The organism is Sphingomonas echinoides (genome assembly GCF_029623395.1).
GTDB lineage: Bacteria > Pseudomonadota > Alphaproteobacteria > Sphingomonadales > Sphingomonadaceae > Sphingomonas > Sphingomonas echinoides_A.
On the sequence record NZ_JAPYKK010000010.1, the window covers coordinates 23,458 to 49,264 of the forward strand.

A 25,807-nucleotide genomic window follows, 5' to 3' on the forward strand; every position below is an offset into this window, starting at 1 on the left:
ACGCCCGAGATGGGCGTCAGGGCTGGCGCTACCGAAAAACTCTCGCTATGGGGCGCGCTTCGCGTGGCGCTCCGGGCGAACCGAAAACGATCAATAAGGTAGGAAATCATGGCGAAGGCAAAGTTTGAGCGGAACAAGCCGCATCTTAACATCGGCACGATCGGCCACGTCGATCACGGCAAGACGTCGCTCACGGCTGCGATCACCAAGGTGCTCGCTGAGACCGGTGGCGCCACGTTCACCAGCTATGCCAACATCGACAAGGCTCCCGAGGAGCGCGAGCGCGGCATCACGATCTCGACCGCACACGTCGAGTATGAGACCGAAGCACGTCACTACGCGCACGTCGATTGCCCGGGCCACGCCGATTATGTGAAGAACATGATCACCGGTGCGGCACAGATGGACGGCGCGATCCTCGTCGTCTCGGCGACCGACGGCCCGATGCCGCAGACCCGCGAGCACATCCTGCTCGCACGCCAGGTCGGCGTGCCGACGATGGTCGTGTTCATGAACAAGGTCGACCTCGTCGACGACGCCGAGATTCTCGAGCTCGTCGAGCTGGAAATCCGCGAGCTGCTCTCGTCGTATGACTTCGACGGCGACAACATTCCGGTCATCCAGGGTTCGGCTGTTGCAGCACTCAACGACGTCACGCCCGAGATCGGCCATGACGCCGTTCTCAAGCTGATGCAGGCTGTCGACACGTACCTGCCGCAGCCCGAGCGTCCGCTCGACAAGCCGTTCATGATGCCGATCGAGGACGTGTTCTCGATCTCGGGTCGTGGTACGGTTGTCACCGGCCGCGTCGAGACCGGCATCGTCAAGGTTGGCGAGGAAGTCGAGATCGTTGGTATTCACCCGGCAGTCCGCAAGACGACCGTCACGGGCGTCGAGATGTTCCGCAAGCTGCTCGACCAGGGCCAGGCAGGCGACAACATCGGCGCGCTGATCCGCGGCGTTGGTCGTGAAGAAGTCGAGCGTGGCCAGGTTCTCTGCAAGCCCGGCTCGATCAAGCCGCACACCGACTTCAACTCGGAAGTTTACGTGCTGTCGAAGGACGAGGGTGGCCGTCACACGCCGTTCTTTGCCAACTACCGCCCGCAGTTCTACTTCCGGACCACGGACGTTACCGGCACGGTCGAGCTGCCTGAGGGCACCGAGATGGTCATGCCCGGCGATAACGTTGCCCTCGGCGTCAAGCTGATCGCACCGATCGCCATGGACGTTGGCCAGCGCTTCACGATCCGTGAAGGTGGCCGTACGGTCGGCTCGGGCATCGTTAGCGCGATCGCCAAGTAAGACACATCGTCTGAAAAAAAAGCTGCCGCCCGCGCCTCAAATCGAGGCGCGGGCGGTTGCCTTTTTATGGAGGCCGCTGTAATGCCCCGCCTCCGGTTTTAATTGAAACTAACTAGCGCCCGGTAACGGGCCCGCTCTTTCGCATTGGTAGGGACTATGGACAGCAACATCCGCATCCGTCTGAAGGCGTTCGATCACCGCGTGCTCGATCAGGCGACCGGCGACATCGCCGACACTGCGCGCCGCACCGGCGCTCTCATCCGTGGCCCTATTCCTTTGCCGACGCGCATCGAGAAGTTCACGGTCAACCGTGGCCCGCACATCGACAAGAAGTCGCGTGAGCAGTTCGAAGTCCGCACCTACAAGCGCATGCTCGACATCGTTCAGCCAACCCCGCAGACGGTTGATGCGCTGATGAAGCTCGATCTCGCCGCAGGCGTTGACGTCGAGATCAAGCTCGCCTAATAGCGACGCTTCGCAAGAGATTCGGCCCGTTTCGACGGGCCTGATAGGGATACCGCCAGCGTTTGCTGGGTCTGCGTCCCCCGACACGTTTCCCGTCATAGCGGGGGCACCAGCCCGGGTCGGGGCAGCAGTATAAAAGAAAATTGGGCTGAACCGGGTTCTCGTCGGAGCGATGCTTCGACGGGGGCCCAGCACGCATGTTTCGGAATGGTCCGGGATGTGCCTCTGCACTGATTGGAGCATTGGTCATGCGCACTGGCGTGATCGCGAAAAAGTTGGGGATGACCCGCTTGTTCCAGGACGATGGGCGCCATGTGCCCGTCACCGTCCTGGCACTGGAAAATCTGCAAGTGGTGGCCGTTCGCGAGGCCGACCGTGATGGATATACTGCCGTACAGCTTGGTGCTGGCGTTGCGAAGGCGAAGAACGTCGCCAAGCCGCAGCGTGGCCACTTCGGCAAGGCCGAAGTCGAGCCCAAGGCGAAGGTCGCCGAATTCCGTGTCGCCGAGGATGCAGTCCTCGAAGTCGGCTCGACAATTTCGGCAGATCATTATGTTGCTGGCCAGATCGTCGATATCCAGGGCGTGACCCAGGGTAAGGGCTTCCAGGGCGGCATGAAGCGTTGGGGCTTCGGCGGTTTGCGCGCGACCCACGGCGTCTCGGTCTCGCACCGTTCGCTCGGTTCGACCGGTCAGCGTCAGGATCCGGGCAAGGTCTTCAAGAACAAGAAGATGGCCGGGCAGATGGGCGACAAGAACCGCACCCAGCAGAATCTTGAAATCGTATCGACCGACGTCGAGCGTGGCCTCATCTTCGTCAAGGGTTCGGTCCCTGGCTCGAAGGGTGGCTGGTTGCTCGTCAAGGATTCGGTGAAGGTCGCGCGTCACGCCGATGCGCCTTACCCCGCCGGTCTCCGTCAGGTCGCCAACAACAACGACACCGCTCCCGCCGAGACGCCTTCCGACGTCGCGACTGTGGATGCGACTGACGGCCAGGAGGGCTGATCATGAAGGTTACCTCTCAGTCTTTCGACGGCGCAGCCGGCACGGAAGTCGAGCTCAACGACGAGGTCTTCGGCCTCGATCCGCGCGCTGACATTCTGCACCGCGTCGTTACCTGGCAGCTCGAAAAGCGTCGTGCGACCGCAAGTGGTACGCGTGAGCGCGCCGACGTTGCTCGCACCGGCAAGAAGTTCGGTCGCCAGAAGGGCGGCGGTACGGCTCGTCACGGCGATCGCCGCGCACCGATCTTCGTCGGTGGTGGTAAGGCGCACGGTCAGCGGACCCGCGACTTCAATCCTGGCTTGAACAAGAAGGTTCGTGCGCTCGGTCTGAAGATGGCGCTTTCGAGCCATGCGCAGGCTGGCACGCTGGTCGTCATGGACAGTCTGGCTGTCGAGGCGAACAAGACCAAGACGCTGATCGGCAGCTGGTCGAACATCGGTGCGGGCAAGACCGCACTCGTGATCGACGGTGACATGGTCGACACGAGCTTCGCACTGGCCGCGGGCAACCTGCACACGATCAACGTGATGCCGGCTGCAGGCGCCAATGTGTACGATATCCTGAAGCACGACACGCTGGTCCTGACCCGCGCTGCCGTCGAAATGCTGGAGGCGCGCTTCAATGGCTAAGCCAAAAACCGCGATCGACGCGCGTCATTACGACGTGATCGTTGCACCGCACATCACCGAGAAGGCGACGTTGCTCAGCGAGCATAACGCCGTTGTGTTCAAGGTCACCAACGACGCGACCAAGCCGCAGATCAAGGCTGCAGTCGAGGCGCTGTTCGACGTGACCGTTCTGGGGGTCAACACGATCGTCCAGAAGGGCAAGACCAAGAAGTGGAAGGGTGCGCCCTACACGCGGTCCGACATCAAGAAGGCGATCGTGACGTTGAAGGACGGTCAGTCCATCGACGTGACGACGGGGATCTGATCCGATGGCACTGAAGCATTATAATCCGACCAGCCCCGGCCAACGCGGGCTCATCCTCGTCGACCGTTCGGCGTTGCACAAGGGCGGCCCCGTCAAGGCGCTGACCGAAGGCAAGCGCAAGACCGGTGGGCGCAACAACAAGGGCCATGTGACCTCGCGCGGCATCGCCGGCGGTCACAAGCAGCGCTACCGCATCATCGACTTCAAGCGCCGTAACTGGGGCGTCGATGGCGTGGTCGAGCGGATCGAATATGATCCCAACCGAACTGCCTTCATCGCGCTGATCAACTACGGTCAGACTGCCGATGGCAAGGAAAACGTCGCGTACATCATCGCGCCGCAGCGCCTCGCCGTTGGCGACAAGGTGATCGCGGACAAGAAGACCGACGTTAAGCCGGGCAACGCGATGGAACTGGGCCAGATGCCGGTTGGCACGATCGTCCACAACGTCGAGATGAAGCCGGGCAAGGGCGGTCAGCTCGCGCGTTCGGCAGGCACGTACGTGCAGGTCGTCGGTCGCGACAAGGGCATGGTCATGGTCCGTCTCAACTCGGGCGAGCAGCGTTACCTCCACGCCAATTGCATGGCGACGGTCGGAGCGGTGTCGAATCCGGACAATGGCAACACCAACCTGGCGAAGGCCGGTCGTAACCGCTGGTTGGGCATCCGCCCGCTGACGCGTGGTGTCGCGAAGAACCCGGTCGACCATCCGCACGGCGGTGGTGAAGGCCGTACCTCGGGTGGCCGTCATCCGGTCACGCCATGGGGCAAGCCGACGAAGGGTGCGCGCACCCGTCACAACAAGTCGACGGATAAGATGATCATCCGTTCGCGTCATTCGACGAAGAGGAAGGGCTAAGATGGCTCGCTCAGTCTGGAAGGGTCCGTTCGTGGACCTTCATCTGCTCAAGAAGGCAGAAACCGCGCAGGAAACCAACGCGCGCGGTGCGATCAAGACCTGGTCGCGTCGCTCGACGATCCTGCCACAGTTCGTCGGCCTCACGTTCAGCGTCTATAACGGCCGCAAGTTCGTGCCGGTCTCGGTCAACGAGGACATGGTGGGCATGAAGCTCGGCGAGTTCGCGCCCACCCGCTATTTCCCCGGCCATGCCGCGGACAAGAAGGGCAAGCGCTAATGTCTAAGGCAAAAGCTCCCCGCCGCGTGGCGGATAACGAGGCGCTCTCGGTCGGCACGCAGATTCGTGGTTCGGCGCAGAAGCTCGGTTTGGTTGCAGCGCTGATCCGCGGCAAGAAGGTCGGCGACGCGATGAACATCCTGCAGTTCTCGACCAAGGGCATGGCGGACGACGCGCGCAAGGTGCTGGCTTCGGCCATCGCCAACGCCGAGAACAACCATAATCTCGACGTCGACTCGCTCGTCGTTGCAGAGGCTTCGGTTGGCAAGTCGATCGTGATGAAGCGTTTCGCGACCCGCGGTCGCGGCAAGTCGACGCGCATCCTCAAGCCGTTCAGCCGTCTGCGCATCGTCGTGCGCGAGCAGGAAGAAGCATAATGGGTCAGAAATCGAACCCGATCGGTCTGCGCCTGCAGATCAACCGTACGTGGGACAGCCGTTGGTACGCCGAAGGCGCTGACTACGGTCGTCTTCTCCTCGAAGACCTCAAGATGCGCGCTTACATCATGAAGACGCTGCCGCAGGCCGCGATCTCCAAGGTGGTGATCGACCGTCCGGCCAAGCTGTGCCGCGTCTCGATCTTCGCGGCACGCCCTGGCGTGATCATCGGCAAGAAGGGTGCGGACATCGAGAAGCTGCGTCGTACCCTCGGTGCGATGACTTCTTCGGACGTCAGCCTCAACATCGTCGAGATCCGCAAGCCGGAAGTCGACAGCAAGCTCGTCGCACAGGGCATCGCCGATCAGCTCGAGCGTCGTATCGCTTTCCGTCGCGCCATGAAGCGTGCGGTTCAGTCGGCGATGCGTCTCGGTGCCGAAGGCATCCGGATCAACTGCGGTGGCCGTCTTGGCGGCGCCGAGATCGCACGGTCGGAATGGTATCGCGAAGGTCGCGTTCCGCTCCACACGCTGCGCGCAAACGTCGATTACGCCGAAGCGCAGGCACACACCGCGTACGGCGTGTGCGGCGTGAAGGTCTGGATCTTCAAGGGCGAAATCCTGGGTCATGACCCGATGGCGACCGACCGGCTGATGATGGAAGCACAGACTTCCGGCGTCCGGCCTGATCCGCGCCGCTAAGGAATAGATCATGCTGCAACCGAAAAAGACCAAGTTCCGCAAGGCCTTCAAGGGCCGCATCCATGGCGACGCCAAGGGTGGCACCACGCTCAACTTCGGGTCGTATGGCCTGAAGGCGATGGAGCCGGATCGTCTCACCGCACGCCAGATCGAGGCGGCTCGCCGCGCGATCACGCGTCACATCAAGCGCCAGGGCCGTTTGTGGATCCGCGTTTTCCCGGACGTTCCCGTCTCGGGCAAGCCCGCCGAAGTCCGCATGGGTAAGGGCAAGGGCTCGCCGGAATATTGGGCAGCCCGCGTCAAGCCAGGCCGCATCCTGTTCGAACTGGATGGCGTTCCGGGTGACATTGCCGCTATGGCGTTCAGCCGCGCAGCGATGAAGCTGCCGATCAAGGTGAAGGTCGTTGCCCGTCTCGGCGACACCTCGCATCTGGGAGTTGCATAAGATGGCCCGCATTGACGACCTCAAGGCGAAGTCCGAGGACCAGCTGGGTGAAGAGCTCGGCAACCTGAAGCGCGAGGCGTTCAACCTCCGTTTCCAGGCCGCGACCAACCAGCTCGAAAAGCCGAGCCGGGTTCGTGAAGTCCGTCGCGACATCGCTCGCATCAAGACCCTGCAGACCGCGCGTTCGCGCGACACTGCGGCAAAGTAAGGATTTAGACATGCCAAAGCGCGTGCTGACGGGGCTGATCGTCTCCGACAAGGGCGACAAGACGGTGGTCGTGAACGTGGAGCGCAAGGTCAAGCATGCGCTCTACGGCAAGATCATTCGTCGTACCAAGAAGTACCATGCCCATGACGAGGGCAACGAATTCAAGCTCGGCGAGATCGTGCGGATCGAAGAGACCGCACCGATTTCCAAGCTGAAGACGTGGAAGGTGATCGAGCGGGTTAATGCCCACGCGACGCCGCAGCGAGTTGACGTCGACGCGTAAGCGTCAACGTTTATTGAGGCGGGGACCGGTCGGTATCGGCCCCAGATGAGAAGGAAGCGGATCCAATGATCCAGATGCAATCCAATCTCGAGGTCGCTGACAACAGCGGCGCGAAGCGGGTTATGTGCATCAAGGTGCTTGGGGGTTCCAAGCGTCGTGTTGCAGGCGTTGGCGACATCATCGTCGTCAGCGTGAAGGAGGCCGCACCGCGCGGCCGCGTGAAGAAGGGCGACGTGCATCGTGCCGTCATCGTGCGGACGGCGAAGGACATTCGCCGCGCCGATGGCACCGTGATCCGCTTCGATTCGAATGCGGCCGTGCTGGTCAACAAGAACGAGGAGCCGATCGGCACCCGTATCTTTGGCCCAGTCGTGCGTGAGCTTCGCGGCAAGAAGCACATGAAGATCATCAGCCTTGCGCCGGAGGTGCTGTAATGGCCGCTGCACGTATCAAGAAAGGCGACCGCGTCATCGTCCTGTCCGGCAAGGACAAGGGCAAGACCGGTGACGTGACGATGGCGATGCCGAAGGACGGCAAGGTCGTTGTTTCCGGCGTGAACATCGCCGTTCGCCACACCAAGCCGAGCCAGGGTGACCCGCAGGGTGGCCTGATGCGTTCGGAAGCGCCGCTGCACGTTTCGAAGGTCGCGCATGTGACCGCCGACGGCAAGCCGACGCGCGTTCGTTTCGAGACCCAGGACGGCAAGAAGGTTCGTGTTGCGGTCAAGACCGGAGACAAGATCGATGGCTGATGCAGCTACCAAGCCCCGCATGAAGGGCATCTACGACGACAAGGTCGTCGCAGCGATGACCGAGAAGTTCGGCTACAAGAACGCGATGGAAGTTCCGCGCATCGAAAAGATCACGCTCAATATGGGCGTGGGCGAAGCGACGCAGGACAAGAAGAAGGTCGACCAGGCTTTCGGCGAAATGGAATTGATCGCAGGGCAGCGCCCGGTCGTGACCAAGGCCAAGAAGTCGATCGCGCAGTTCAAGCTGCGTGAGGGCATGCCGATCGGCGTCAAGGTCACGCTTCGCCGTGAGCGCATGTACGAATTCCTCGACCGTTTCATCACGATCGCGCTCCCGCGCGTTCGCGATTTCCGCGGGCTCAACCCCAAGTCGTTCGACGGACGCGGCAACTATGCCTGCGGCCTGAAGGAGCAGCTGGTGTTCCCGGAAATCAGCTACGACAAGATTGACAAGATCCGCGGTCTCGACGTGATCGTCACGACCAGCGCGAAGACCGACGACGAGGCGCGCGAGTTGCTGCGTTTGTTCGGCTTCCCATTCCCGATCGAAGAGTCTGCTGACGACCAGAAGAAGGCGGCATAAGATGGCCAAGGTAAGTTCGGTGAACAAGAACGAGCGTCGTAAGATGCTCGTCAAGAAGTACGCTCCCAAGTACGCCGCGCTGAAGGCAATCGCTGCCGACAGCACGCTGAGCGACGGCGAGCGGATCGAAGCCCGCCTCAAGATGGCCGAGATTCCCCGCAACGGGAACCCGACGCGCATCCGCAACCGCTGCGAGCTGACGGGTCGTCCGCGCGCATATTATCGCAAGTTCCGTCTCTGCCGTATTCAGCTGCGCGATCTGGCCAACAAGGGCCTCATCCCCGGCGTTACGAAGTCGAGCTGGTAAGGATCACGAGATGGCATTGACCGATCCCCTGGGTGATATGCTCACCCGCATCCGCAACGGCCAGCGCGCGCGCAAGGACTCTGTCCTGACGCCGGGCTCCAAGCTGCGGACCCACGTTCTCGATGTGCTCCAGCGCGAAGGCTACATCCGTGGCTATAGCGAAGAGCAGATGGGCCCTGCGGCCGGCATCCGCATTGAGCTGAAGTATTTTGAGGGCCAGCCCGCGATCAAGCACGTCGCTCGTGTCTCGAAGCCCGGTCGTCGCGTCTATTCGGGTTCGACCGAATTGCCGCGGATCATGAACGGCCTCGGCATTACGATCGTTTCCACCCCCAAGGGTGTTCTGTCCGACGCGGAAGCGCGTGAGCAGAATGTCGGCGGCGAAGTCCTCGCGGAGGTGTTCTGATGAGCCGCATCGGTAAAAAGCCGATCACCGTTCCCGCCGGCGTCACTGCGACGATCGACGGCGGGCAGATCAGCGTGAAGGGCCCCAAGGGCACCCTCGCGATGCCGCTGCGCGACGAGATCAGCTACACGCTCGAGGACGGCGGCATTTCGGTCGTCCCCGCGAACGACACCAAGCGCGCACGTGCCTTCTGGGGCATGCAGCGTACCATGGTTCAGAACCTGATCACCGGCGTGTCGGACGGCTTCACCAAGAAGCTGCTGATCAACGGCGTTGGTTATCGTGCCGCGGCCCAGGGTCGCAATCTGAACCTGAAGCTTGGCTACAGCCACGACGTCAACATCAACGTGCCGGAGGGGATCGAGGTCAAGACCCCCGACAACACGACGATCGAGATTTCGGGCACCGACAAGCAGAAGGTCGGCCAGTTGGCCGCTGAAATCCGTCGCTGGCGCAAGCCCGAGCCGTACAAGGGCAAGGGTATCAAGTATGACGGCGAGTTCATCTTCCGCAAGGAAGGGAAAAAGAAGTAATGGCTACCAAGGGTATGTCTCTGTTCGAGAAGCGGCGCCGCCGCAACCGCACCGCGCTCCGCGCGCGTGGCTCGGGGCGTCCGCGCCTTTCGATCCATCGCTCGGGTCGTCACATCTATGCGCAGATCATCGACGACGCCAAGGGCGTGACGGTCGCCTCTGCCTCGACGCTGGAGAAGGACGTGCGCGACACGACCGGAGCCAACATCGATGCAGCGACTGCAGTCGGCACGCGCGTTGCAGAGGCTGCCAAGGCAGCCGGCGTGACGCAGGTCGTGTTCGACCGTGGCGGCTTCCTGTTCCACGGCCGCGTCAAGGCGCTGGCGCAAGCCGCGCGCGAAGCCGGATTGGAGTTCTAAGACATGGCGGATGAGATCAACACCGGCGAAACCGCCGCTCCGGCAACGACGCCGAACGACGCACCGCAGGGCCGTGGCCCGCGTGGTGGTCGTGGTCGCACCGGTCCTGGCGGCGGTGGCCCCAACCGGGGTGGCCGTGATAGCCGTGGCGGTCGCGACAATCGTGGGGGCCGTCCCGGTTCCGACGATGGTGGCGAAGAGCTGATTGAGAAGCTGGTTCACATCAACCGCGTCTCGAAGACGGTCAAGGGTGGTAAGCGCTTCGGCTTCGCAGCGCTGGTCGTCGTGGGTGACGGCAAGGGTCGTGTCGGCTTCGGTCATGGTAAGGCACGCGAAGTGCCGGAAGCCATTTCCAAGGCGACGGCTGCTGCCAAGAAGGCAATGGTTCGCGTTCCGCTCAAGGAAGGCCGTACGCTGCATCATGACGGTCGCGGGCACTTCGGTGCAGGCCTCGTTACGCTGCGCTCGGCACCTCCGGGCACGGGCATCATCGCAGGCGGCCCAATGCGCGCCGTTTTTGAAGCACTCGGCGTCGGCGACGTGGTGACCAAGTCGGTCGGTACGTCGAACCCCTACAACATGATCCGTGCAACCTTCGAAGCGCTGACCGCACAGGTCAGCCCGAAGGCGGTAGCGCAGCGTCGCGGCAAGAAGATTGCGGACCTGCTCGGCCGTGGTGGTGCGGACAAGGACGTCGCCGAGGCCCAGGCCGAAGCGATCGCGGAGTAATATCGATGGCGACCATCAAGATCACGCAGACCGGTTCGCCGATCCGCCGCGAGAAGGATCAGCGCGCAACGCTGATCGGTCTCGGCCTTAACAAGATGCACAAGACGCGCGAACTCGAGGATAGCCCGGAAGTCCGCGGCATGATCCGCAAGGTTGCGCATATGGTGAAGATCGAGGCGTAAGGGCTGGGGTTGCTGCGCAGGCGGTAACCCAGGTTCAAACTGCTACTCATCTGAGCCAGGGTTCCTGCCTTGGCAGGAACACTAGTGACAAATCCGGAGAAGGGGGCTAACGGCCCCTTTCTCTTTTTATCAGCGCGACAAAAGCGAAAGCGAGTGCACCATGAAGCTCAATGAAATCCGCGACAATCAGGGCGCGCGTAAGTCGAAGATGCGGGTCGGCCGTGGTATCGGTTCCGGCAAGGGCAAGACCGCAGGACGCGGCCAGAAGGGCCAGAAGAGCCGCGAGGGCGTTTCCATCGCCGGCTTCGAAGGCGGCCAGATGCCGCTTCACATGCGCCTGCCTAAGCGCGGCTTCAACAACATCTTCGCCAAGGATTATGCCGAGGTGAACCTCGGTGCGATCCAGAAGGCGATCGACGCGGGCAAGATCGAAGCCGGTGCGGCGATCGATCACGAGGCGCTCAAGGCCGCTGGCCTTGCGCGCGGCGGCAAGGACGGCGTTCGTCTGCTCGGTAAGGGCGAGTTGACCACGGTTCTCAAGTTCACTGTCGCTGGCGCTTCGAAGGGCGCGATCGAAGCCGTTGAGAAGGCTGGTGGTTCGGTCGACGTGATTTATGTCATGCCGGCCAAGGAAAAGGCTGCTGCCAAGAAGGGCGTGAAGTACAAGGAGCGCCAGGCGCATAAGGCGTCGTTCAAGGCGTAACTGTCGCTCTGGCGTAGCGTTTTCGATCTTGCCTCCGCCCTGGGCTCCTCCCGGGGCGAAGCGCATATTGGTCGAGCGTAAACGCTAGGCATTAGACAAGCCCGTTCGGGCCCCTATATGAAGCGGCGGGGCGGTAAAACGTTTCCCGCCGTTTTTGTTTCCGTCGATTCCGTTTCCAGGACGATCAACCGCATGGCATCCGCAGCCGATAAAATGGCCTCAAGCATCAGCCTGTCGAAGTTCGCGCAAGCGACCGACCTCAAGAAGCGGCTGTGGTTCACCATCGGCGCGCTGATCGTGTTCCGCTTGCTCAGCTACGTGCCGCTGCCGGGGATCGACCCGACCGCGCTGGCTGCGCTGGCGAGTCGCACGAATGGCGGCGTGCTCGACTTTTTCAACGCTTTTTCGGGTGGTTCGCTCAAGCGTGCCAGCCTGATCGCATTGGGCGTTACCCCGTACATCACCGCTTCGATCGTGGTGCAGCTCGCGACCTCGCTGTCGCCGACGCTTGCCGCGATCAAGAAGGAAGGCGAGAGCGGGCGCAAGCGGCTTAACCAGTACACGCGCTTCGGCACCGTCGCACTGACTGTCATTCAAGGATATTTCCTCAGCCTCGGGTTCCAGAGCCAGGGCGTCGTGGTCGATCCCGGCATGCTGTTCATCGTCGGGTCGGTGATCAGCCTCGTCGGCGGTACGATGTTCCTGATGTGGATCGGTGAGCAGATCACCAGCCGCGGGATCGGCAACGGCATGTCGCTGATCATCATGGCCGGTATCGTCGCTAACCTGCCGACAACGCTGTTCAATCTTGCGCAGACTGCGCGGACCGGGGGCGGGAACGTCACTGGATTCACGCTTGTTGCGATCATCGTTGCGGTTGCCGGGCTGATCCTGTTCATCTGCTTTATGGAGCGCGCGCAGCGCCGTATCCTGATCCAGTATCCGAAGCGTCAAACGCAGCGCGGGATGCAGTCGGATCGCAGCCATTTGCCGCTGAAAATCAACACCGCGGGTGTGATTCCACCCATCTTTGCGTCGTCTTTGCTCCTAATGCCGCTGACAATTACGCAGTTCGCGGGCAAGAACGTGTCGGGTGACACCTGGTGGGGTTCGGTCGTCATCACGCTCAATCAGTATCTGCAGCATGGCAGCGTGGCCTACATGCTGCTGTACGGTGCGGGCATCATCTTCTTCTCGTTCTTCTACACCGCGGTCGTGTTCAACCCGGAAGAGACTGCGGACAATCTGAAGCGGCATGGCGGCTTCATTCCGGGCATCCGTCCGGGCAAGAACACCGAGACCTATTTCGATTATGTGCTGACGCGCATCACCGTGATCGGTGCGGGCTATCTCGCGATCATCTGCCTGTTGCCCGAGTATCTGGTGTCGGCCTTGTCGATTCCCTTCTACCTTGGCGGCACGAGCCTGCTCATCGTCGTCAACGTGACGATGGACACGGTGACGCAGATTCAGAGCCACTTGCTCGCGCACCAATATGGTGACTTGATCAAGAAGGCGAAGCTGAAGGGCGGGCGCCTGCGCTAAGCGCGGCAACGGTAAACGGGAGAGTCGCGTGAACATCATTTTGTTGGGCCCCCCGGGCGCGGGCAAGGGCACCCAGGCGGCGCGCCTCGAAAGCGACCGCGGCATGGTGCAGCTCTCGACCGGCGACATGCTGCGCGCGGCCGTCAAGTCGGGGAGCCCGGTCGGGCTCCAGGCGAAGGCCGTGATGGAGGCGGGGCAACTCGTTTCGGACGAGATCGTCTCGGGGATCATCGGCGAGCGGCTCGACATGGGCGACACCGACAAGGGTGTGATCTTCGACGGCTACCCGCGCACCGCGGCGCAAGCCGAACAGCTCGACGCGATTCTCGCCGCACGCGGCCGGACGCTCGACAAGGTGATCGAGCTGACCGTCGACGAGGACAAACTCGTCGAGCGGATCGTCGGGCGGTTTACCTGCGGCAATTGCGGTGCCGGGTATCACGACCATTTCAAGCAGCCCAAGGTTGCCGGCACGTGCGACATGTGCGGGCACCATGAGTTCAAGCGGCGTCCGGACGATAACGAAGAGACCGTGCGCACGCGCATGGCCGAATATCGCGCGAAGACCGAGCCAATCATCCCGATCTACGAAGCGCGTGGACTTCTCGCGCGAGTCGACGGGATGAAGGACATGGATAGCGTGTCCAAGGCGATCGAGGGCATTCTCGACGCGGTTTGATGTGGTGCGGGGGCTGGCGCTGGGCGCTTGACGGCATGCACCCCCCACGCCCGTCATCCTGAACTTGTTTCAGGGTCCAGCCCTCCACGAGTTCGGACCGTCCTTGTTGGGCGGTGGATGCTGAAACAAGTTCAGCATGACGGCAGAAGAGTGGCGGGCGGCGGTGTGCTCCCCGCTGCATCCGCGCGACATCCTAGAACCCCAAATGACATTTTCGTCACCTCAATGTCACCGGATCGCACGGGCGATTCGGTGCAAACCTCGCCTCGTGGCCGTTGCACGCGGCCGGAAATGATCACCGAGATCGGCACTCGCACTCCCGGGGGTGCCGTTGGCCGGCGGAAGGCTCGCTTTCCGTCGGCCTCATTTCATTCTAGGCATGAGGAAACCGCCCGGAATGCCGCCTGTGACCCGCAAGATTCTGATCGTCGAAGACGATAACTCGACCGCCGCTTATCTCGCCAAAGGGTTGGCTGAGGCTGGCTATGCCGTGGAAAGTTGCGGCGATGGCCGCGACGGCCTGTTCCTGGCCAGCGAGGGGATCTTCGATCTCATCATCGCGGACCGGATGCTGCCGGGTCTGAACGGCCTGGCGATGCTCGGCGCGATTCGCGCTGCGGGCGTCAGCACCCCGACGTTGGTCCTCTCGGCGCTGGGAACGGTCGACGACCGGATCGACGGGCTTAACGCGGGCGCGGATGACTATCTCGTCAAGCCGTTTTCTTTCGCAGAACTCACCGCGCGAATCGATGCGATCTTCCGCCGGGTCGATCGCAACGCGGCAGAAGGCCAGACCACGCGGTTGTCGGTCGGTGACCTTGAGATCGACCTGCTCGCACGCACGGTCGCGCGGCAAGGGAAGGCGATCATGCTCGGCGCGCGCGAGTTCAACCTGCTCGAATATCTGGCGCGCCATGCCGGGCAGGTCGTCACGCGGACGATGATGCTCGAGAAGATCTGGAATTACCATTTTGACCCGGGCTCGAACGTGGTCGACGTGCACATCGGGCGGTTGCGGCGCAAGCTCGAGGAGGGCTTCCCTGCGCCGATCCTGCATACGGTGCGCGGTGCCGGGTATCGGTTGTCGGTCGAACCTTGATCCGCCTGTCGGTCACGGCGCGGATCGCGCTGCTGTCGATCCTGCTCGCGCTGGTGTCCAATCTCGTGCTCGTCGCCTTCGTCTGGAAGGTTGTGCGCGACGATGCGATCGATGAATTGCGCCGCGACACGGTCGAGCAGTCCGACGCGTTGATCGCGGTGTATCGCACCGGTGGCCTGCCCGCGCTCGGTCGGACGATCCGCGAAGCGCGTGCGCCTGGCGATGTTTCGCGGATCGTCGCGGTCATCGCGCGCGATGGCCGGTTGATCGCCGGGGTCGGTCCCGAACTCGATGGGCTCGCGCGGTGGCCCAATCTCGGCTTCCGGATTCGCGCGATGGGAACGCCGTGGTCGGATCGCGAGGTCGGCTATGCGGTGCGGCAGATCGGTCCGTATCGGCTGGTGAGTGGCCGCGTGCTCGACGATTGGGATGCCGAGCAACGCGGGATCGAGCGCGCGCTGGCGGCCGCAATGCTTCTGTCGCTCGCGTTAGGTATCGGGGGCGGGCTGGTGGTGACGCGGTATGTCGGGCGGCGTCTCGACCGGGTCGCGGACGTGATCGAAGGCGTTGCCGCTGGCGACCTCTCGCGGCGCGTGGGCAATGCCGCGAGCGGTGATGCGTTCGACCGGCTGGCGGTGCGGCTCAACGGGATGCTCGACAAGACCGAGCGGTTGATGAGCGAACTCAGAATCGTCACCGACGGGCTCGCGCACGACCTGCGCTCGCCGCTGGCACGGCTGCGCGCAAAGGCGGAAGCGGCGGTGCTCCAGGCCGATCCCGCGCAACGCGAGGCGGCAATGGGGGGCTTGCTGATCGAGACCGATCTGGTGATGCGGATGCTGTCGACGATGATCGAGATTACACGCGCCGAGAGCGTATCGCGGGACCGGCTCGCGCGGATCGACCCGGCGACGCTGGTCGAGGAAATCGCCGACCTGTACGCGCCGGTGGTGGAGGATGCCGGAATGCGGTTCGAGGCGGTCGTCGCGCCCGCGCTGCCGCAGATCACGCTCCACCGCGAATTGATGACGCAGGCGATCGCCAACCTCATCGACAATGCGCTGCGCCATGCCGCTAATGGCGGTGAGATCGTGCTGCGGCTCGCGCTACGGGACGATGAAGCGCGCTTCCAGGTCGAGGATCGCGGGCCCGGTATTGCGGAAGCGGATCGGGCGGAAGCGCTGCGGCGGTTCGGGCGGCTCGACCGGGCGCGTAGTCTGCCTGGGGCAGGGCTGGGCATGGCGCTGGTCGAGGCGGTTGCGCGGTTGCACGATGGGCGCGTCGAACTGCACGACAATGCACCGGGGTTGATCGCGGCGATCGTGGTTCCCATCTCTCGTTAAGCATTCGATGGCGCGTGCTTGACAGGCGCCGAGTCGATGTTTACTAGCCCGGCATTCCAAACCACCGGTCTCCGGCGGCGCATGCGTGCGTTCGTCGGTATGTTGCGTTCCGCAACGGGGCACGGAGTTCGGTAGCGCAACGCGATGAGATGGGATGTGCAGCCATGCAGGTCCCGTGGAGCAGGAGAACCAAGTTCATGGCACGTATCGCCGGGGTCAACATCCCGACCAACAAGCGCGTAGTTATCGCGCTCACCTACATCCACGGCATTGGAGACACCAAGGCCAAGGAAATCGTCACCAAGCTGGGCATTCCGATGACCGCGCGCGTGCAGGACCTGACCGACCAGGAAGTCCTCCACATCCGCGAAACCATCGACGCCGATTACACGGTCGAGGGTGATCTTCGTCGCACCGTCGCGATGAACATCAAGCGCCTGATGGATCTGGCCTGCTATCGCGGCCTGCGCCATCGCAAGGGCCTCCCCGTTCGCGGCCAGCGCACGCATACCAATGCGCGCACCCGCAAGGGCAAGGCAAAGCCGATCGCCGGTAAGAAGAAGTGAGCTTGAGCCGCGGGTGACCGCGGCTCGCTCCTGCAGTAGGGTTAGGACAAGACAATGGCACGTGAACCGCAACGCATTAAGCGGCGTGAGCGCAAGAACATCACTTCTGGTGTCGCGCATGTGAACGCAAGCTTCAACAACACCATGATCACGATCACCGATGCCCAGGGCAATGCGATCTCGTGGTCGTCGGCCGGCGCAATGGGCTTCAAGGGCTCGCGCAAGTCGACCCCGTATGCGGCACAGGTCGCGGCGGAAGACGCGGGCAAGAAGGCAGCCGAGCACGGCGTCCGTACGCTCGAAGTCGAAGTGAAGGGCCCGGGTTCGGGCCGTGAGTCGGCGCTTCGCGCGCTGCAGGCGGTCGGTTTCCAGATCACCTCGATCCGTGACGTTACCTCGATCCCGCACAACGGCGTGCGTCCTTCGAAGCGTCGCCGCGTCTGATTTCGTCTCGGCCGTGCGCGGTTGATCGCGCTGCACGGTCCGATTCCCACTTGGTCGGCATCGCCCGTGCCGACCCAAAATCAAGGGATAGCCTATGTCCGTCAATGCAAAGAACTGGCAGGAACTGAAGAAGCCGTCCGGCCTCGAAAAGAAGCCCGGCGGTGACGGCAAGCGCAAGGCGACCTTCATCGCCGAGCCGCTGGAGCGTGGTTTCGGCCTGACGCTCGGCAATGCGCTGCGGCGCGTTTTGTTGTCTTCGCTGCAGGGCGCGGCGGTGACGTCGATCAAGATCGAGAACGTTCTCCACGAATTCTCGTCGCTGGCGGGCGTCCGCGAGGACGTGACCGACATCGTGCTCAACGTGAAGCAGATCGCTTTGCGCATGCAGGGTGAAGGCCCCAAGCGGCTCCAGCTGTCGGCAACGGGCCCGGGTCCGGTCAAGGCGGGCGACATTGCGGTTTCGGGCGACATCGAAGTGATGAACCCGCAGCTCGTTTTGTGCCATCTCGATGATGGCGCGACGCTGAACATGGAACTGACCGCAGACGTCGGCAAGGGCTATGTCCCCGCCGTCGCCAACCGTCCGGCCGACGCGCCGATCGGACTCATCCCGGTCGATGCTTTGTATTCGCCGGTCAAGCAGGTCAGCTACAAGGTCGAGAACACCCGCGTCGGGCAGGAACTCGATTACGACAAGCTGACGCTGACGATCGAGACCGACGGCACCGTTTCGCCTGAGGAAGCCGTCGGTTACGCCGGTCGCATCCTGCAGGACCAGCTCGCGCTGTTCGTCGGCTTCGACGATTCGAGCGTCACGCGTCAGGCCCCGATCGGCCAGGCAGCGCCTGCCGCTGGTGGCACCGAGGTTTCGGGCGATACGCAGCAGATCAACCGTTACCTGCTCAAGAAGGTCGACGAGCTCGAGCTTTCGGTTCGCAGCGCCAACTGCCTCAAGAACGACAACATCATCTACATCGGCGATCTGGTCCAGAAGACCGAAGCCGAGATGCTGCGCACGCCGAACTTCGGCCGCAAGTCGCTCAACGAGATCAAGGAAGTGCTGTCGAGCATGGGTCTCCGCCTGGGGATGGAAATCCCCGGTTGGCCGCCTGAGAACATCGAAGAGATGGCCAAGAAGCTCGAGCAGGAGATCATGGGCTAAGGCTCATGCGTCTTACGGGCTCCCGCAACCGCGGGTGCGACGGTATTTTGGGTGGGCCACCGTCCCCACCGGCTCTGGGGTACCTCATACGGCCCCTTAACGAACGAAGGACATACCATGCGTCATCGCGTAGGCGGCCGTAAGCTTCAGCGGACCTCGGCTCACCGCATCGCCCTGTTCCGCAACATGAGCGCCGCGCTCATCAAGCACGAGCAGATCACCACGACCGTCGCCAAGGCGAAGGAACTGCGTCCTTACGTCGAAAAGCTGATCACGCTGGCGAAGAAGGGTGGCTTGTCCAACCGTCGCCTCGCGCATGCCCGCTTGCTCGACGATGCGCAGCTGACCAAGCTGTTCGACGTTCTGGCCGAGCGTTATGCCGGCCGTAACGGCGGCTACACCCGGATCGTCAAGGCCGGTATCCGTCTGTCGGATGCGTCGCCGATGGCGATCATCGAGTTCGTCGACCGTGACGTCACTGCAAAGGGCCAGGACTCTGGCCCGGTGATGACCGGCGAAGAGTATGACGAGGCGGCATAAGCCCTTCGTCATCGGACGTTGAGAAAGGAGTCGCACTCGCTAAGAGTGCGGCTCCTTTTGTCGTTTTCGGGGTTTGCATGCGTCCTTTTCCGATCCTCGCGGTTCTCCTGGCTTCCCCCGCTTTCGCGCAGACACAGGCTCCCATTATGCACTATCCCGAAACCCGCCGCACCGCGCAGGTGGACGAACAGTTCGGCGTCAAGGTTGCCGATCCCTATCGCTGGCTCGAGAACGACGTCCGGACCGATCCGGAAGTCGCCAAGTGGGTGGCGGACCAGAATACGGTGACCAACGCGTATCTCGCGACGCTGCCCGGGCGCGACATCTTCGCGGCGCGGTTGAAGCAGTTGCTCGATTACGAGCGGTTCGGTGTTCCGGAGAAGAAGGGCGGGCGCTATTTCTACAGCCGCAACGCGGGGCTGCAGAACCAGGCGGTGCTGTACGTCCGCGACAGCGTGGACGGGCAGGGGCGCGTGCTGATCGACCCCAACGGCTGGTCGAAGGACGGCGCGACGGCGCTGGCAGAATGGTCGCCATCCGAGGACGGGAAGAAGCTCGCTTATGCGGTGCAGGATGGCGGGACCGACTGGCGCACGGTCAAGGTGCTCGACGTCGCGACGGGCGCGGTGTCGGATCAGGTCGATTGGGTGAAGTTTTCGGGGTTGTCCTGGGCGAAGGACGGGTCGGGATTCTATTACTCGCGCTTCGCCGCCCCAGCGGACGGCGCCAAGTTCCAGGCACTGAACGAGAACCAGCAGGTCTATTTCCACAGGCTCGGCACCGCGCAGGCGGCGGATACGCTGGTCTATGCGACGCCGGACCAGCCCAGGCTTGGGCACAACGCGCAGGTGACGGACGACGGCAAGTGGCTCGTCATCACGACGCACGAAGGCACCGACAACCGCTATCAGATCACCGTGATCGACCTGACCGCGCCCAAGCCGGCGCCGCGCACGATCGTCAAGGGCCTCGAGAACGAGTGGACCTTGGCCGGGAACGTCGGTGGTAATTTCTACTGGGTGACCAACAAGGGCGCGCCGCGGGGGCGGATCGTCGCGACCAACCTGTATGCGCGGTCGGCGGAAGTGCCCGAGCATGAAGTCGTCGCGCAGGGCAAAGACGTGATCGACGGCGCCAGTCTCATCGGTGGTCGCCTGCTCGTTTCGTATCTCGCGGACGTGAAGAGCGAGGTTCGCCGGTTTACGATCGACGGCAAGCCCGACGGAGTCGTGGCGTTGCCCGGGATCGGGACTGTCGGCGGGCTCGGCGGCAATGCGGACGACAGCGAGACCTTCTACGCGTTCACCAGCTTTGCGACCCCCACGACCATTTACCGGTACGACGTGAAAAGTGGGCAGGCGACACCGTGGGCCAGCCCGAAGGTCGCGTTCGACCCGTCACGCTATCAGGTCGACCAGCGCTTCTACACGTCGAAGGACGGCACGCGCGTTCCGATGTTCGTCGTCCGGCGCAAGGACGTGACCGGGCCCGCGCCGACGCTGCTGTACGCGTATGGCGGGTTCAACATTTCGGTGACCCCGAGCTTCTCCGCGACTCGGCTTGCGTGGCTCGAGCAGGGGGGCGTCCTTGCGGTCGCGAACATCCGCGGCGGGGGCGAATATGGCAAGGCGTGGCACGATGGCGGACGCCTGGCGCAGAAGCAGAACGTGTTCGACGATTTCATCGCGGCGGGGGAATATCTGAAGGCGCAGAAGATCACCGGGAAGGACCAGCTTGTCATCCAGGGCGGGTCGAACGGTGGGCTGCTTGTCGGCGCGGTGACCAATCAGCGCCCGGACCTGTTCGCCGCGGCGATCCCGGCGGTCGGCGTGATGGACATGCTGCGGTTCGATCGGTTCACCGCCGGGCGCTACTGGGTCGACGATTACGGCTATCCGTCGAAGGAAGCCGACTTCAAGACGCTGTACGCTTACTCGCCGTATCACAACATCCGCGCGGGCAAGCCGTATCCGGCGATCCTCGCGGAGACTGCCGACACCGATGACCGCGTCGTGCCGGGTCATACGTTCAAATATACCGCGATGCTTCAGTCGATGGATCTGGGCCCCAAGCCCCGGATCGTTCGGATCGAGACGCGCGCCGGGCACGGATCGGGTAAGCCGACCGACAAGGTCATCGCCGAGACGGCGGATGCCTGGGCATTTGCCGCAAAATGGACCGGGTTGCAGGTCAGGCCAGTTAAGTAAGGATCGTTAGACTTAAAAGGTGTATTTGATATTGGACACCAGTATGGCATGATCCCTGTCTTGGGGGAGATGGGACATGCGCAAGCTTTTTCTTTGTTTGACTGTGGTTCCACTCTTGGGTGGGTGCAACGTCATCTTGAAAGAGGTGCGGTATCCCGGCGGTTACCCCGGGCATATCTTGGACGAGCGGACCTTCGACGCAAGCGCGAACAAGCAGTTGCAGCTCCTGCGCGGGGCTATGGTCCTTGCGATCGCCGCGCGGGTGGGGGAGGCATCTGTCCGGGGCGAAGATGGCGACGGCTTCGCCCGCCTGTTGGGCAACGCGGCAGGGGAGATCAACCATGCTGCTGCCAATCTGGGGATGGGCAATGCAAGGACATGCTTGGTTCGAACACCAAGTCCCACGCCCACGCCTCCGGTAACTTCGATGCAGGCCGACGCCCAATGTGACGGCTATTACGTCAATTACGAAGCCGACGTGGCGCGGATCGAGGCTCGGGTCACCCGGGCGATGATCGCGGCTCTGCCGACCGATCGCGCACGCGCGTTCCTCAACAAGCTGGCCAAAGGCGATGTGTTGTCGGCGGCTTGGGGAGCATTGGGGGCCACGGCAGACATGGCTGGGGCATTTCACCGCGGGGCAGGGGTGTATCGCGCCGGGATGGAAACCGTTGCAGCGGGCATGACCACCAAGTGTCAGGGCAACAACGCAAATCTGGAGAAAGAAATGACTGTCCTGGACGCGGCGGACTGTCTCGGGCTGGATCGCAACTCCCTGTTCGATAGCGAAGATGCGCCTGCCTCGGATTTGACCGATCCGGTCAGCCCCCAAGCCTTTAATGCCGTGATGCGGATCGTTCGTACCTCTTGCGTCGCCTTGCCCTTGTCGAACGAACTCAATCCTAGCCAGCTTGCGCAGAGTCGGAGTGTCCGTCGCGACACGTGCGCACTCCTCGTGTTCGATCCTCAGAAGCGGCGTGATCAAGTCGCGTTGTAGGCGGATACTTCCCTACAAAGTCTAGTGCAGCTATGCGCTGCCGCATGACCCATCCCAGCGACTCCATCCTCATCGTAGATTTCGGTAGCCAGGTGACTCAGTTGATTGCCCGGCGCGTGCGCGAAGCGGGGGTCTATAGCGAGATTGCGCCGTTCACGACCGCCGCCGATGCGTTCGAGCGGATGCAGCCCAAGGGCGTGATCCTCTCCGGCAGTCCCGCTTCGGTGCTCGACGAGAATAGCCCGCGCATCCCGCAGGCAATCCTCGACAGCGGCGTGCCGCTCCTGGGGATCTGTTACGGTCAGCAGGTGATGATGCACCAGCTCGGCGGGACGGTGACGCTCGGCGACAGCGGCGAGTTCGGCCACGCGGTGATCGAGATCCGCGACACCTGCGCGTTGTTCGATGGCGCATGGGAAACCGGCGAATCGCACCAGGTGTGGATGAGCCACGGCGACAAGGTGACCGAGCTTGCCCCTGGCTTCCGTCCGGTCGCGGCGAGCCAGGGTGCGCCGTTCGCGGTGATCGCCGACGATGCGCGGCATTATTACGCGATGCAGTTCCACCCGGAAGTCGTCCACACCCCAGATGGTGCAAAGCTGATCGCGACCTTCGCGCGGCACGTCTGCGGGCTGAGCGGCGACTGGACGATGGCCGAGTTCCGCGCGACCAAGATCGCCGAGATCCGCGCGCAGGTCGGCAGCGGCAAGGTCATTTGCGGTTTGTCGGGCGGGGTCGATTCGGCCGTCGCAGCGGTGCTGATCCACGAGGCGATCGGCGAGCAATTGACGTGCGTTTTCGTCGACCATGGGCTGATGCGCAGCGGCGAGGCCGATCAGGTCGTCACGCTGTTCCGCAACCATTATCATATCCCGCTGGTCCATGTGGACGCCGAGGAGACCTTCCTGGCCGGCTTGGCGGGCGTCACCGACCCGGAGGCGAAGCGCAAGTTCATCGGCGGCGCGTTCATCGACATCTTTGAGGCAGAAGCGAAGCGGATCGGCGGTGCGGACTTCCTCGCGCAGGGGACGCTGTACCCTGACGTGATCGAGAGCGTCAGCTTTACCGGCGGGCCTTCGGTGACGATCAAGAGCCACCACAATGTCGGCGGCCTGCCCGCGCGGATGAAGATGCAGCTGGTCGAGCCGCTCCGCGAGCTGTTCAAGGACGAAGTCCGCGCGCTGGGTCGCGAACTCGGGCTGCCCGAGATCTTCGTCGGGCGGCATCCGTTCCCCGGGCCGGGGCTCGCGATCCGCATTCCCGGCGAAGTGACCAAGGAACGCTGCGACATTCTGCGCAAGGCCGACTCGGTCTATCTCGACGAGATTCGCCGCGCCGGGCTGTACGACACGATCTGGCAGGCGTTTGCGGTGCTGCTGCCCGTCCGCTCGGTCGGCGTGATGGGCGACGGACGCACCTATGACAACGTGTTGGCGTTGCGGGCTGTGACGTCGACCGACGGCATGACCGCGCAGGCGTTCCAGTTCCCGGGCGACTTCCTGCCGCGGGTCGCGACGCGGATCGTCAACGAAGTCCGCGGCGTCAATCGCGTGACCTACGACTATACGAGCAAGCCGCCCGGCACGATCGAGTGGGAATGACGAGGAAGACTTACCTCCTCCGATATCGGGCACGACCCACGATCTGACGGCCGAGGCAGCGCCGTAGCGCTCACACGGCTGGCGTCACCAGAAGACCGTGTCCATCCGCTTGGCGGGTTCCTCTGCGACCCAGCATCCGTTCTTGAGGATGAAGTGGCACTCCGGGTACCATTCGAAGGTCGTTTCGCCATATCGGCGCTCCGGCGCCGGGGGCGGCGGCGGGCTGTTTTGCGAGAGCCGGAATTGCCAGTGCCGGTCGTAGATCGCCGGTGATGCCCAGGACTCCAGCAGCGCGAGATTCTCGGGGAAATCGACGCTGCGGAAAAAGGTGAACTCCAGACAGCCTTCTTCTTGCCGCGTCCCGTACGACAGGTCGACCAGCGGTTGGGCCGGATCCGTCGGATTGCCCGTTACCTGAATCAGAATGCGGATGGGCCCGGGCGCTGCGGGCCAGCGCAGGGTTTCGCCGCGCGCGTCGCTATCCACGGCGACCCAGGCCGGGCCGGTCGGCGCAAAGCGCGCGAACTTGTAGAATTCCAGCCTGTACGCGAGCGCGGTCAAGGCTTCGGTACGCGCGGCATAAGCGGCGTCCCAGGCTCCGGGTGTCTCCCACAGCTCGACATGCAGGAATTGCGAATCGGATTCGAGCGCGACGAAATCCTCGGCGTGCAGGCATCCCGGCATGGCGCGCGCCGCCTCGGTGAGCGCTGCGAGGCGCGGCATGGCGTCCGGGCCCTCTGCGCGCAGAAGCATTCTTACACTGGTCATCGCGCTCTCCTCATCCCGTTGCAATTCTGCATAATGGTGACACAATCTGGATAATATGATAACGACATGGCTACAAGCTTGTAATAAGCGGGCAGCCGAAGCAATGGAGACGGCAATGCAGATTCCAGCGGACAAGCTCCACCATATCTCCCTCGTCGTTCATGATGCGCGCGCATCGGCGGCCAAGCTGGCGCGGATGTACGGCATTGCGGAATGGCACGTGGTTGGCGACAGCGGGCATCTGGACGAAACCGTGGTCGGGGGGTTCCGCTCGGATTTCGGCTATGTCACGGCGACGGGCACGGTGATGACCGGGACGGGTCCCGTGACGTTCGAGCTGGTGCAGCCGACGTCCGGCTGGACCATCTACCAGCAATGGCTGATCACTCGCGGGGAAGGCATCATCGGCGTAGCCGTTGCCGAGATTGGCATGGAGGCGTTTGCCGCGTTGAAGCCGTGGCTGGCGGAGCAGGGCATCGCGATTGCCCAGTCCGTTCGAGTCGATGGAGTGGTCGATCGCGTGACGCTCGATACGCGGGCGGCGCTGGGCGGTTTCTATGTCGAACTTCTCGTCGCCCTTGAGGCCGACTGGCGTGCGAAGGTCCGGATCGATGAAACCTGGGATCTCTCGGGCGAGATTCCCGCGGAAGGGGCGTTGCTCCCGATTCCCGCTTTCCTGCATTTCGGCGTGGTGGTGACGGACCTGATGAAGGTCGTGGAGCGGTGGAACGGTTTGTTCGGCCAGACCGATTTCCTGTTCATGAACTGGCGTAAAGCCCCCGGCCTGCTTACCGACCCGGAAAACAACGGGGTGCAGGTCGATCACGCCTATTTCACGACGACCCCGACGATCGGGGAACGGCTGAGCTTCGAGTTGATCCAGCCCACCTTCGGGCCGAGCCACTATAAGGAGGACTTCCTGCAGCCGCTGGGCGAAGGCATTCACCACATCTTCGCGGGCTTCCTTCCCGACCGTACCGCCTGGGAGACCATCAGGGCGCGGATGGAATCGGTCGACGTGCCGGTGTGCATGGGCGGCGGCCTCGGCGATGATGTGGCGTCGTTCTATTATCTGGATACGCGCAAGGCGCTGCCGGGATATGTTACCGAACTCGTCCATCCGGGGGCGAACGCGCCTGCGCCGGATGCCGGGTTCCCGTTTACGCCGACGATGGTGGTCCGCCTTGGGGACCGGGTGTAGACGCTGCCGGCGCGCCATTGACCGTGGCAGCGACGGACGCATGGCACACGACAGCGCCCCAAAGCCTGATGATGCAAAAGCCCGTCACCGCGGAGGGCGTTGCCAGAGCCGTCGAGACCTTTTCCGCCCGACTGGCCGGAAACCACGCAAGCGGTCTTTCAGACCGCGTGGAAATCCTGCAGTTCAGCTTGAATCGAGCTGAAGACTCTGGGGCAGGCGGAAGCACCGAGGGCTAAACCGGTGCGATA

General features: G+C 63.0%; 35 protein-coding genes. 34 read left to right on the forward strand and 1 reads right to left on the reverse strand.

The features are described from left to right. The first annotated feature begins 108 nt into the window (after positions 1 to 108). The 33 genes from tuf to guaA all read left to right on the forward strand — a co-directional run bounded on the left by tuf (position 109) and on the right by guaA (position 23,590). Complete coding sequence (gene tuf, locus QBJ92_RS07965) at positions 109 to 1,302, forward strand: elongation factor Tu (protein ID WP_277969162.1); 1,194 nt, start codon at positions 109 to 111, stop codon at positions 1,300 to 1,302. 156 nt (positions 1,303 to 1,458) lie between these two features. Further along, positions 1,459 to 1,767: a 30S ribosomal protein S10 gene (rpsJ, locus tag QBJ92_RS07970; protein ID WP_007406109.1), complete on the forward strand. Its 309-nt coding sequence runs from the start codon at positions 1,459 to 1,461 to the stop codon at positions 1,765 to 1,767. A gap of 248 nt (positions 1,768 to 2,015) precedes the next feature. Further along, positions 2,016 to 2,771 (forward strand): 50S ribosomal protein L3, encoded by a 756-nt coding sequence (rplC, locus tag QBJ92_RS07975; protein WP_277969163.1) that lies wholly within the window; start codon positions 2,016 to 2,018, stop codon positions 2,769 to 2,771. Positions 2,772 to 2,773: 2 nt separating this feature from the next. Beyond that, entirely contained in the window at positions 2,774 to 3,400 is a 627-nt protein-coding gene (gene rplD, locus QBJ92_RS07980; protein ID WP_277969164.1) for a 50S ribosomal protein L4, read from the forward strand. Then, positions 3,393 to 3,704 (forward strand): 50S ribosomal protein L23, encoded by a 312-nt coding sequence (locus QBJ92_RS07985; protein WP_277969165.1) that lies wholly within the window; start codon positions 3,393 to 3,395, stop codon positions 3,702 to 3,704. The genes rplD and QBJ92_RS07985 overlap by 8 nt, the downstream gene beginning before the upstream one ends. Before the next feature lie 4 nt (positions 3,705 to 3,708). Next, entirely contained in the window at positions 3,709 to 4,563 is an 855-nt protein-coding gene (gene rplB, locus QBJ92_RS07990; RefSeq protein WP_010164583.1) for a 50S ribosomal protein L2, read from the forward strand. Between the two features lies 1 nt (position 4,564). After that, the gene (gene rpsS / locus QBJ92_RS07995; protein ID WP_010164582.1) at positions 4,565 to 4,840 is read left to right on the forward strand and encodes a 30S ribosomal protein S19; all 276 of its coding nucleotides are present in this window, start codon (positions 4,565 to 4,567) and stop codon (positions 4,838 to 4,840) included. Beyond that, positions 4,840 to 5,217: a 50S ribosomal protein L22 gene (gene rplV / locus QBJ92_RS08000; RefSeq protein ID WP_277969166.1), complete on the forward strand. Its 378-nt coding sequence runs from the start codon at positions 4,840 to 4,842 to the stop codon at positions 5,215 to 5,217. The genes rpsS and rplV overlap by 1 nt, the downstream gene beginning before the upstream one ends. After that, positions 5,217 to 5,918, forward strand: coding sequence for a 30S ribosomal protein S3 (gene rpsC / locus QBJ92_RS08005; protein ID WP_131531376.1), 702 nt, complete (start codon positions 5,217 to 5,219; stop codon positions 5,916 to 5,918). The genes rplV and rpsC overlap by 1 nt, the downstream gene beginning before the upstream one ends. Before the next feature lie 10 nt (positions 5,919 to 5,928). After that, positions 5,929 to 6,363: a 50S ribosomal protein L16 gene (gene rplP, locus QBJ92_RS08010; RefSeq protein ID WP_010164579.1), complete on the forward strand. Its 435-nt coding sequence runs from the start codon at positions 5,929 to 5,931 to the stop codon at positions 6,361 to 6,363. Between the two features lies 1 nt (position 6,364). After that, positions 6,365 to 6,571: a 50S ribosomal protein L29 gene (gene rpmC, locus QBJ92_RS08015; RefSeq protein WP_010164578.1), complete on the forward strand. Its 207-nt coding sequence runs from the start codon at positions 6,365 to 6,367 to the stop codon at positions 6,569 to 6,571. Positions 6,572 to 6,581: 10 nt separating this feature from the next. After that, the gene (rpsQ, locus tag QBJ92_RS08020; protein WP_010164576.1) at positions 6,582 to 6,854 is read left to right on the forward strand and encodes a 30S ribosomal protein S17; all 273 of its coding nucleotides are present in this window, start codon (positions 6,582 to 6,584) and stop codon (positions 6,852 to 6,854) included. A 65-nt stretch (positions 6,855 to 6,919) separates the two neighbouring features. Further along, positions 6,920 to 7,288 carry a 50S ribosomal protein L14 gene (gene rplN, locus QBJ92_RS08025; protein WP_010164574.1) on the forward strand — a complete coding sequence of 123 codons (369 nt, stop codon included), beginning with the start codon at positions 6,920 to 6,922 and terminating at the stop codon, positions 7,286 to 7,288. Continuing rightward, the gene (gene rplX, locus QBJ92_RS08030; RefSeq protein ID WP_242137509.1) at positions 7,288 to 7,605 is read left to right on the forward strand and encodes a 50S ribosomal protein L24; all 318 of its coding nucleotides are present in this window, start codon (positions 7,288 to 7,290) and stop codon (positions 7,603 to 7,605) included. The genes rplN and rplX overlap by 1 nt, the downstream gene beginning before the upstream one ends. Continuing rightward, on the forward strand, positions 7,598 to 8,188 hold the full coding sequence (gene rplE, locus QBJ92_RS08035; RefSeq protein ID WP_277969167.1) for a 50S ribosomal protein L5: 591 nt from the start codon (positions 7,598 to 7,600) through the stop codon (positions 8,186 to 8,188). The genes rplX and rplE overlap by 8 nt, the downstream gene beginning before the upstream one ends. Before the next feature lies 1 nt (position 8,189). Continuing rightward, a complete protein-coding gene (rpsN, locus tag QBJ92_RS08040; protein WP_010164571.1) occupies positions 8,190 to 8,495 on the forward strand; it encodes a 30S ribosomal protein S14 in 306 nt (101 codons plus the stop codon). A gap of 10 nt (positions 8,496 to 8,505) precedes the next feature. Further along, positions 8,506 to 8,901 carry a 30S ribosomal protein S8 gene (rpsH, locus tag QBJ92_RS08045; RefSeq protein ID WP_277969168.1) on the forward strand — a complete coding sequence of 132 codons (396 nt, stop codon included), beginning with the start codon at positions 8,506 to 8,508 and terminating at the stop codon, positions 8,899 to 8,901. Next, complete coding sequence (gene rplF, locus QBJ92_RS08050) at positions 8,901 to 9,434, forward strand: 50S ribosomal protein L6 (RefSeq protein WP_277969169.1); 534 nt, start codon at positions 8,901 to 8,903, stop codon at positions 9,432 to 9,434. Before rpsH ends, rplF begins: the two co-directional genes overlap by 1 nt. After that, positions 9,434 to 9,793 (forward strand): 50S ribosomal protein L18, encoded by a 360-nt coding sequence (rplR, locus tag QBJ92_RS08055; RefSeq protein ID WP_277969170.1) that lies wholly within the window; start codon positions 9,434 to 9,436, stop codon positions 9,791 to 9,793. The genes rplF and rplR overlap by 1 nt, the downstream gene beginning before the upstream one ends. Positions 9,794 to 9,796: 3 nt before the next feature. Then, on the forward strand, positions 9,797 to 10,522 hold the full coding sequence (gene rpsE, locus QBJ92_RS08060) for a 30S ribosomal protein S5 (RefSeq protein WP_277969171.1): 726 nt from the start codon (positions 9,797 to 9,799) through the stop codon (positions 10,520 to 10,522). 5 nt (positions 10,523 to 10,527) lie between these two features. Then, complete coding sequence (gene rpmD, locus QBJ92_RS08065) at positions 10,528 to 10,704, forward strand: 50S ribosomal protein L30 (RefSeq protein ID WP_277969172.1); 177 nt, start codon at positions 10,528 to 10,530, stop codon at positions 10,702 to 10,704. Positions 10,705 to 10,864: 160 nt separating this feature from the next. Next, on the forward strand, positions 10,865 to 11,407 hold the full coding sequence (gene rplO, locus QBJ92_RS08070; RefSeq protein ID WP_277969173.1) for a 50S ribosomal protein L15: 543 nt from the start codon (positions 10,865 to 10,867) through the stop codon (positions 11,405 to 11,407). Positions 11,408 to 11,599: 192 nt separating this feature from the next. Continuing rightward, positions 11,600 to 12,952, forward strand: coding sequence for a preprotein translocase subunit SecY (secY, locus tag QBJ92_RS08075; protein WP_277969174.1), 1,353 nt, complete (start codon positions 11,600 to 11,602; stop codon positions 12,950 to 12,952). 28 nt (positions 12,953 to 12,980) lie between these two features. Beyond that, the gene (locus tag QBJ92_RS08080; protein ID WP_277969175.1) at positions 12,981 to 13,631 is read left to right on the forward strand and encodes an adenylate kinase; all 651 of its coding nucleotides are present in this window, start codon (positions 12,981 to 12,983) and stop codon (positions 13,629 to 13,631) included. 406 nt (positions 13,632 to 14,037) lie between these two features. Next, positions 14,038 to 14,730: a winged helix-turn-helix domain-containing protein gene (locus QBJ92_RS08085; protein WP_277969176.1), complete on the forward strand. Its 693-nt coding sequence runs from the start codon at positions 14,038 to 14,040 to the stop codon at positions 14,728 to 14,730. Next, entirely contained in the window at positions 14,727 to 16,073 is a 1,347-nt protein-coding gene (locus QBJ92_RS08090) for a HAMP domain-containing sensor histidine kinase (protein WP_277969177.1), read from the forward strand. Before QBJ92_RS08085 ends, QBJ92_RS08090 begins: the two co-directional genes overlap by 4 nt. A 197-nt stretch (positions 16,074 to 16,270) precedes the next feature. After that, complete coding sequence (gene rpsM / locus QBJ92_RS08095; RefSeq protein ID WP_010164558.1) at positions 16,271 to 16,639, forward strand: 30S ribosomal protein S13; 369 nt, start codon at positions 16,271 to 16,273, stop codon at positions 16,637 to 16,639. 54 nt (positions 16,640 to 16,693) lie between these two features. Further along, positions 16,694 to 17,083: a 30S ribosomal protein S11 gene (rpsK, locus tag QBJ92_RS08100; protein WP_010164557.1), complete on the forward strand. Its 390-nt coding sequence runs from the start codon at positions 16,694 to 16,696 to the stop codon at positions 17,081 to 17,083. A gap of 94 nt (positions 17,084 to 17,177) precedes the next feature. Next, positions 17,178 to 18,245 carry a DNA-directed RNA polymerase subunit alpha gene (locus QBJ92_RS08105; protein ID WP_242137497.1) on the forward strand — a complete coding sequence of 356 codons (1,068 nt, stop codon included), beginning with the start codon at positions 17,178 to 17,180 and terminating at the stop codon, positions 18,243 to 18,245. Positions 18,246 to 18,362: 117 nt separating this feature from the next. Further along, positions 18,363 to 18,785 carry a 50S ribosomal protein L17 gene (rplQ, locus tag QBJ92_RS08110; RefSeq protein ID WP_277969178.1) on the forward strand — a complete coding sequence of 141 codons (423 nt, stop codon included), beginning with the start codon at positions 18,363 to 18,365 and terminating at the stop codon, positions 18,783 to 18,785. Positions 18,786 to 18,931: 146 nt separating this feature from the next. Continuing rightward, positions 18,932 to 20,992, forward strand: coding sequence for a prolyl oligopeptidase family serine peptidase (locus QBJ92_RS08115; protein WP_277969179.1), 2,061 nt, complete (start codon positions 18,932 to 18,934; stop codon positions 20,990 to 20,992). A 76-nt stretch (positions 20,993 to 21,068) separates the two neighbouring features. Then, positions 21,069 to 21,989: a hypothetical protein gene (locus QBJ92_RS08120; protein ID WP_277969180.1), complete on the forward strand. Its 921-nt coding sequence runs from the start codon at positions 21,069 to 21,071 to the stop codon at positions 21,987 to 21,989. A gap of 44 nt (positions 21,990 to 22,033) precedes the next feature. Continuing rightward, positions 22,034 to 23,590 (forward strand): glutamine-hydrolyzing GMP synthase, encoded by a 1,557-nt coding sequence (gene guaA, locus QBJ92_RS08125; RefSeq protein WP_277969181.1) that lies wholly within the window; start codon positions 22,034 to 22,036, stop codon positions 23,588 to 23,590. A gap of 84 nt (positions 23,591 to 23,674) precedes the next feature. Here guaA and QBJ92_RS08130 read toward each other — a convergent pair whose 3' ends face one another. Continuing rightward, positions 23,675 to 24,343, reverse strand: coding sequence for an antibiotic biosynthesis monooxygenase (locus tag QBJ92_RS08130; protein ID WP_277969182.1), 669 nt, complete (start codon positions 24,341 to 24,343; stop codon positions 23,675 to 23,677). 130 nt (positions 24,344 to 24,473) lie between these two features. Between QBJ92_RS08130 and QBJ92_RS08135 the strand changes: the two genes are divergently transcribed. Beyond that, a complete protein-coding gene (locus tag QBJ92_RS08135) occupies positions 24,474 to 25,559 on the forward strand; it encodes a VOC family protein (RefSeq protein WP_277969183.1) in 1,086 nt (361 codons plus the stop codon). Positions 25,560 to 25,807 lie beyond the last annotated feature (248 nt).

Bases quoted from the DNA above. Each gene is read 5' to 3' on its own strand.
- rplX (WP_242137509.1), top strand. From the start codon at position 7,288: ATGGCCGCTGCACGTATCAAGAAAGGCGACCGCGTCATCGTCCTGTCC.
- QBJ92_RS07985 (WP_277969165.1), top strand. From the start codon at position 3,393: ATGGCTAAGCCAAAAACCGCGATCGACGCGCGTCATTACGACGTGATC.
- rplR (WP_277969170.1), top strand. From the start codon at position 9,434: ATGGCTACCAAGGGTATGTCTCTGTTCGAGAAGCGGCGCCGCCGCAAC.
- rpsK (WP_010164557.1), top strand. From the start codon at position 16,694: ATGGCACGTGAACCGCAACGCATTAAGCGGCGTGAGCGCAAGAACATC.
- rplB (WP_010164583.1), top strand. From the start codon at position 3,709: ATGGCACTGAAGCATTATAATCCGACCAGCCCCGGCCAACGCGGGCTC.
- rplO (WP_277969173.1), top strand. From the start codon at position 10,865: ATGAAGCTCAATGAAATCCGCGACAATCAGGGCGCGCGTAAGTCGAAG.
- rpsM (WP_010164558.1), top strand. From the start codon at position 16,271: ATGGCACGTATCGCCGGGGTCAACATCCCGACCAACAAGCGCGTAGTT.
- rpsH (WP_277969168.1), top strand. From the start codon at position 8,506: ATGGCATTGACCGATCCCCTGGGTGATATGCTCACCCGCATCCGCAAC.
- rpsC (WP_131531376.1), top strand. From the start codon at position 5,217: ATGGGTCAGAAATCGAACCCGATCGGTCTGCGCCTGCAGATCAACCGT.
- rpsJ (WP_007406109.1), top strand. From the start codon at position 1,459: ATGGACAGCAACATCCGCATCCGTCTGAAGGCGTTCGATCACCGCGTG.
- QBJ92_RS08115 (WP_277969179.1), top strand. From the start codon at position 18,932: ATGCACTATCCCGAAACCCGCCGCACCGCGCAGGTGGACGAACAGTTC.
- tuf (WP_277969162.1), top strand. From the start codon at position 109: ATGGCGAAGGCAAAGTTTGAGCGGAACAAGCCGCATCTTAACATCGGC.
- secY (WP_277969174.1), top strand. From the start codon at position 11,600: ATGGCATCCGCAGCCGATAAAATGGCCTCAAGCATCAGCCTGTCGAAG.
- rpsE (WP_277969171.1), top strand. From the start codon at position 9,797: ATGGCGGATGAGATCAACACCGGCGAAACCGCCGCTCCGGCAACGACG.
- rpsS (WP_010164582.1), top strand. From the start codon at position 4,565: ATGGCTCGCTCAGTCTGGAAGGGTCCGTTCGTGGACCTTCATCTGCTC.
- QBJ92_RS08120 (WP_277969180.1), top strand. From the start codon at position 21,069: ATGCGCAAGCTTTTTCTTTGTTTGACTGTGGTTCCACTCTTGGGTGGG.
- rplC (WP_277969163.1), top strand. From the start codon at position 2,016: ATGCGCACTGGCGTGATCGCGAAAAAGTTGGGGATGACCCGCTTGTTC.
- rplN (WP_010164574.1), top strand. From the start codon at position 6,920: ATGATCCAGATGCAATCCAATCTCGAGGTCGCTGACAACAGCGGCGCG.
- rplP (WP_010164579.1), top strand. From the start codon at position 5,929: ATGCTGCAACCGAAAAAGACCAAGTTCCGCAAGGCCTTCAAGGGCCGC.
- rpsQ (WP_010164576.1), top strand. From the start codon at position 6,582: ATGCCAAAGCGCGTGCTGACGGGGCTGATCGTCTCCGACAAGGGCGAC.
- QBJ92_RS08130 (WP_277969182.1), bottom strand. From the start codon at position 24,343: ATGCTTCTGCGCGCAGAGGGCCCGGACGCCATGCCGCGCCTCGCAGCG.
- rplE (WP_277969167.1), top strand. From the start codon at position 7,598: ATGGCTGATGCAGCTACCAAGCCCCGCATGAAGGGCATCTACGACGAC.
- QBJ92_RS08105 (WP_242137497.1), top strand. From the start codon at position 17,178: ATGTCCGTCAATGCAAAGAACTGGCAGGAACTGAAGAAGCCGTCCGGC.
- QBJ92_RS08135 (WP_277969183.1), top strand. From the start codon at position 24,474: ATGCAGATTCCAGCGGACAAGCTCCACCATATCTCCCTCGTCGTTCAT.
- rplD (WP_277969164.1), top strand. From the start codon at position 2,774: ATGAAGGTTACCTCTCAGTCTTTCGACGGCGCAGCCGGCACGGAAGTC.
- rplQ (WP_277969178.1), top strand. From the start codon at position 18,363: ATGCGTCATCGCGTAGGCGGCCGTAAGCTTCAGCGGACCTCGGCTCAC.
- rpsN (WP_010164571.1), top strand. From the start codon at position 8,190: ATGGCCAAGGTAAGTTCGGTGAACAAGAACGAGCGTCGTAAGATGCTC.
- guaA (WP_277969181.1), top strand. From the start codon at position 22,034: ATGACCCATCCCAGCGACTCCATCCTCATCGTAGATTTCGGTAGCCAG.
- rpmC (WP_010164578.1), top strand. From the start codon at position 6,365: ATGGCCCGCATTGACGACCTCAAGGCGAAGTCCGAGGACCAGCTGGGT.
- rpmD (WP_277969172.1), top strand. From the start codon at position 10,528: ATGGCGACCATCAAGATCACGCAGACCGGTTCGCCGATCCGCCGCGAG.
- rplF (WP_277969169.1), top strand. From the start codon at position 8,901: ATGAGCCGCATCGGTAAAAAGCCGATCACCGTTCCCGCCGGCGTCACT.
- rplV (WP_277969166.1), top strand. From the start codon at position 4,840: ATGTCTAAGGCAAAAGCTCCCCGCCGCGTGGCGGATAACGAGGCGCTC.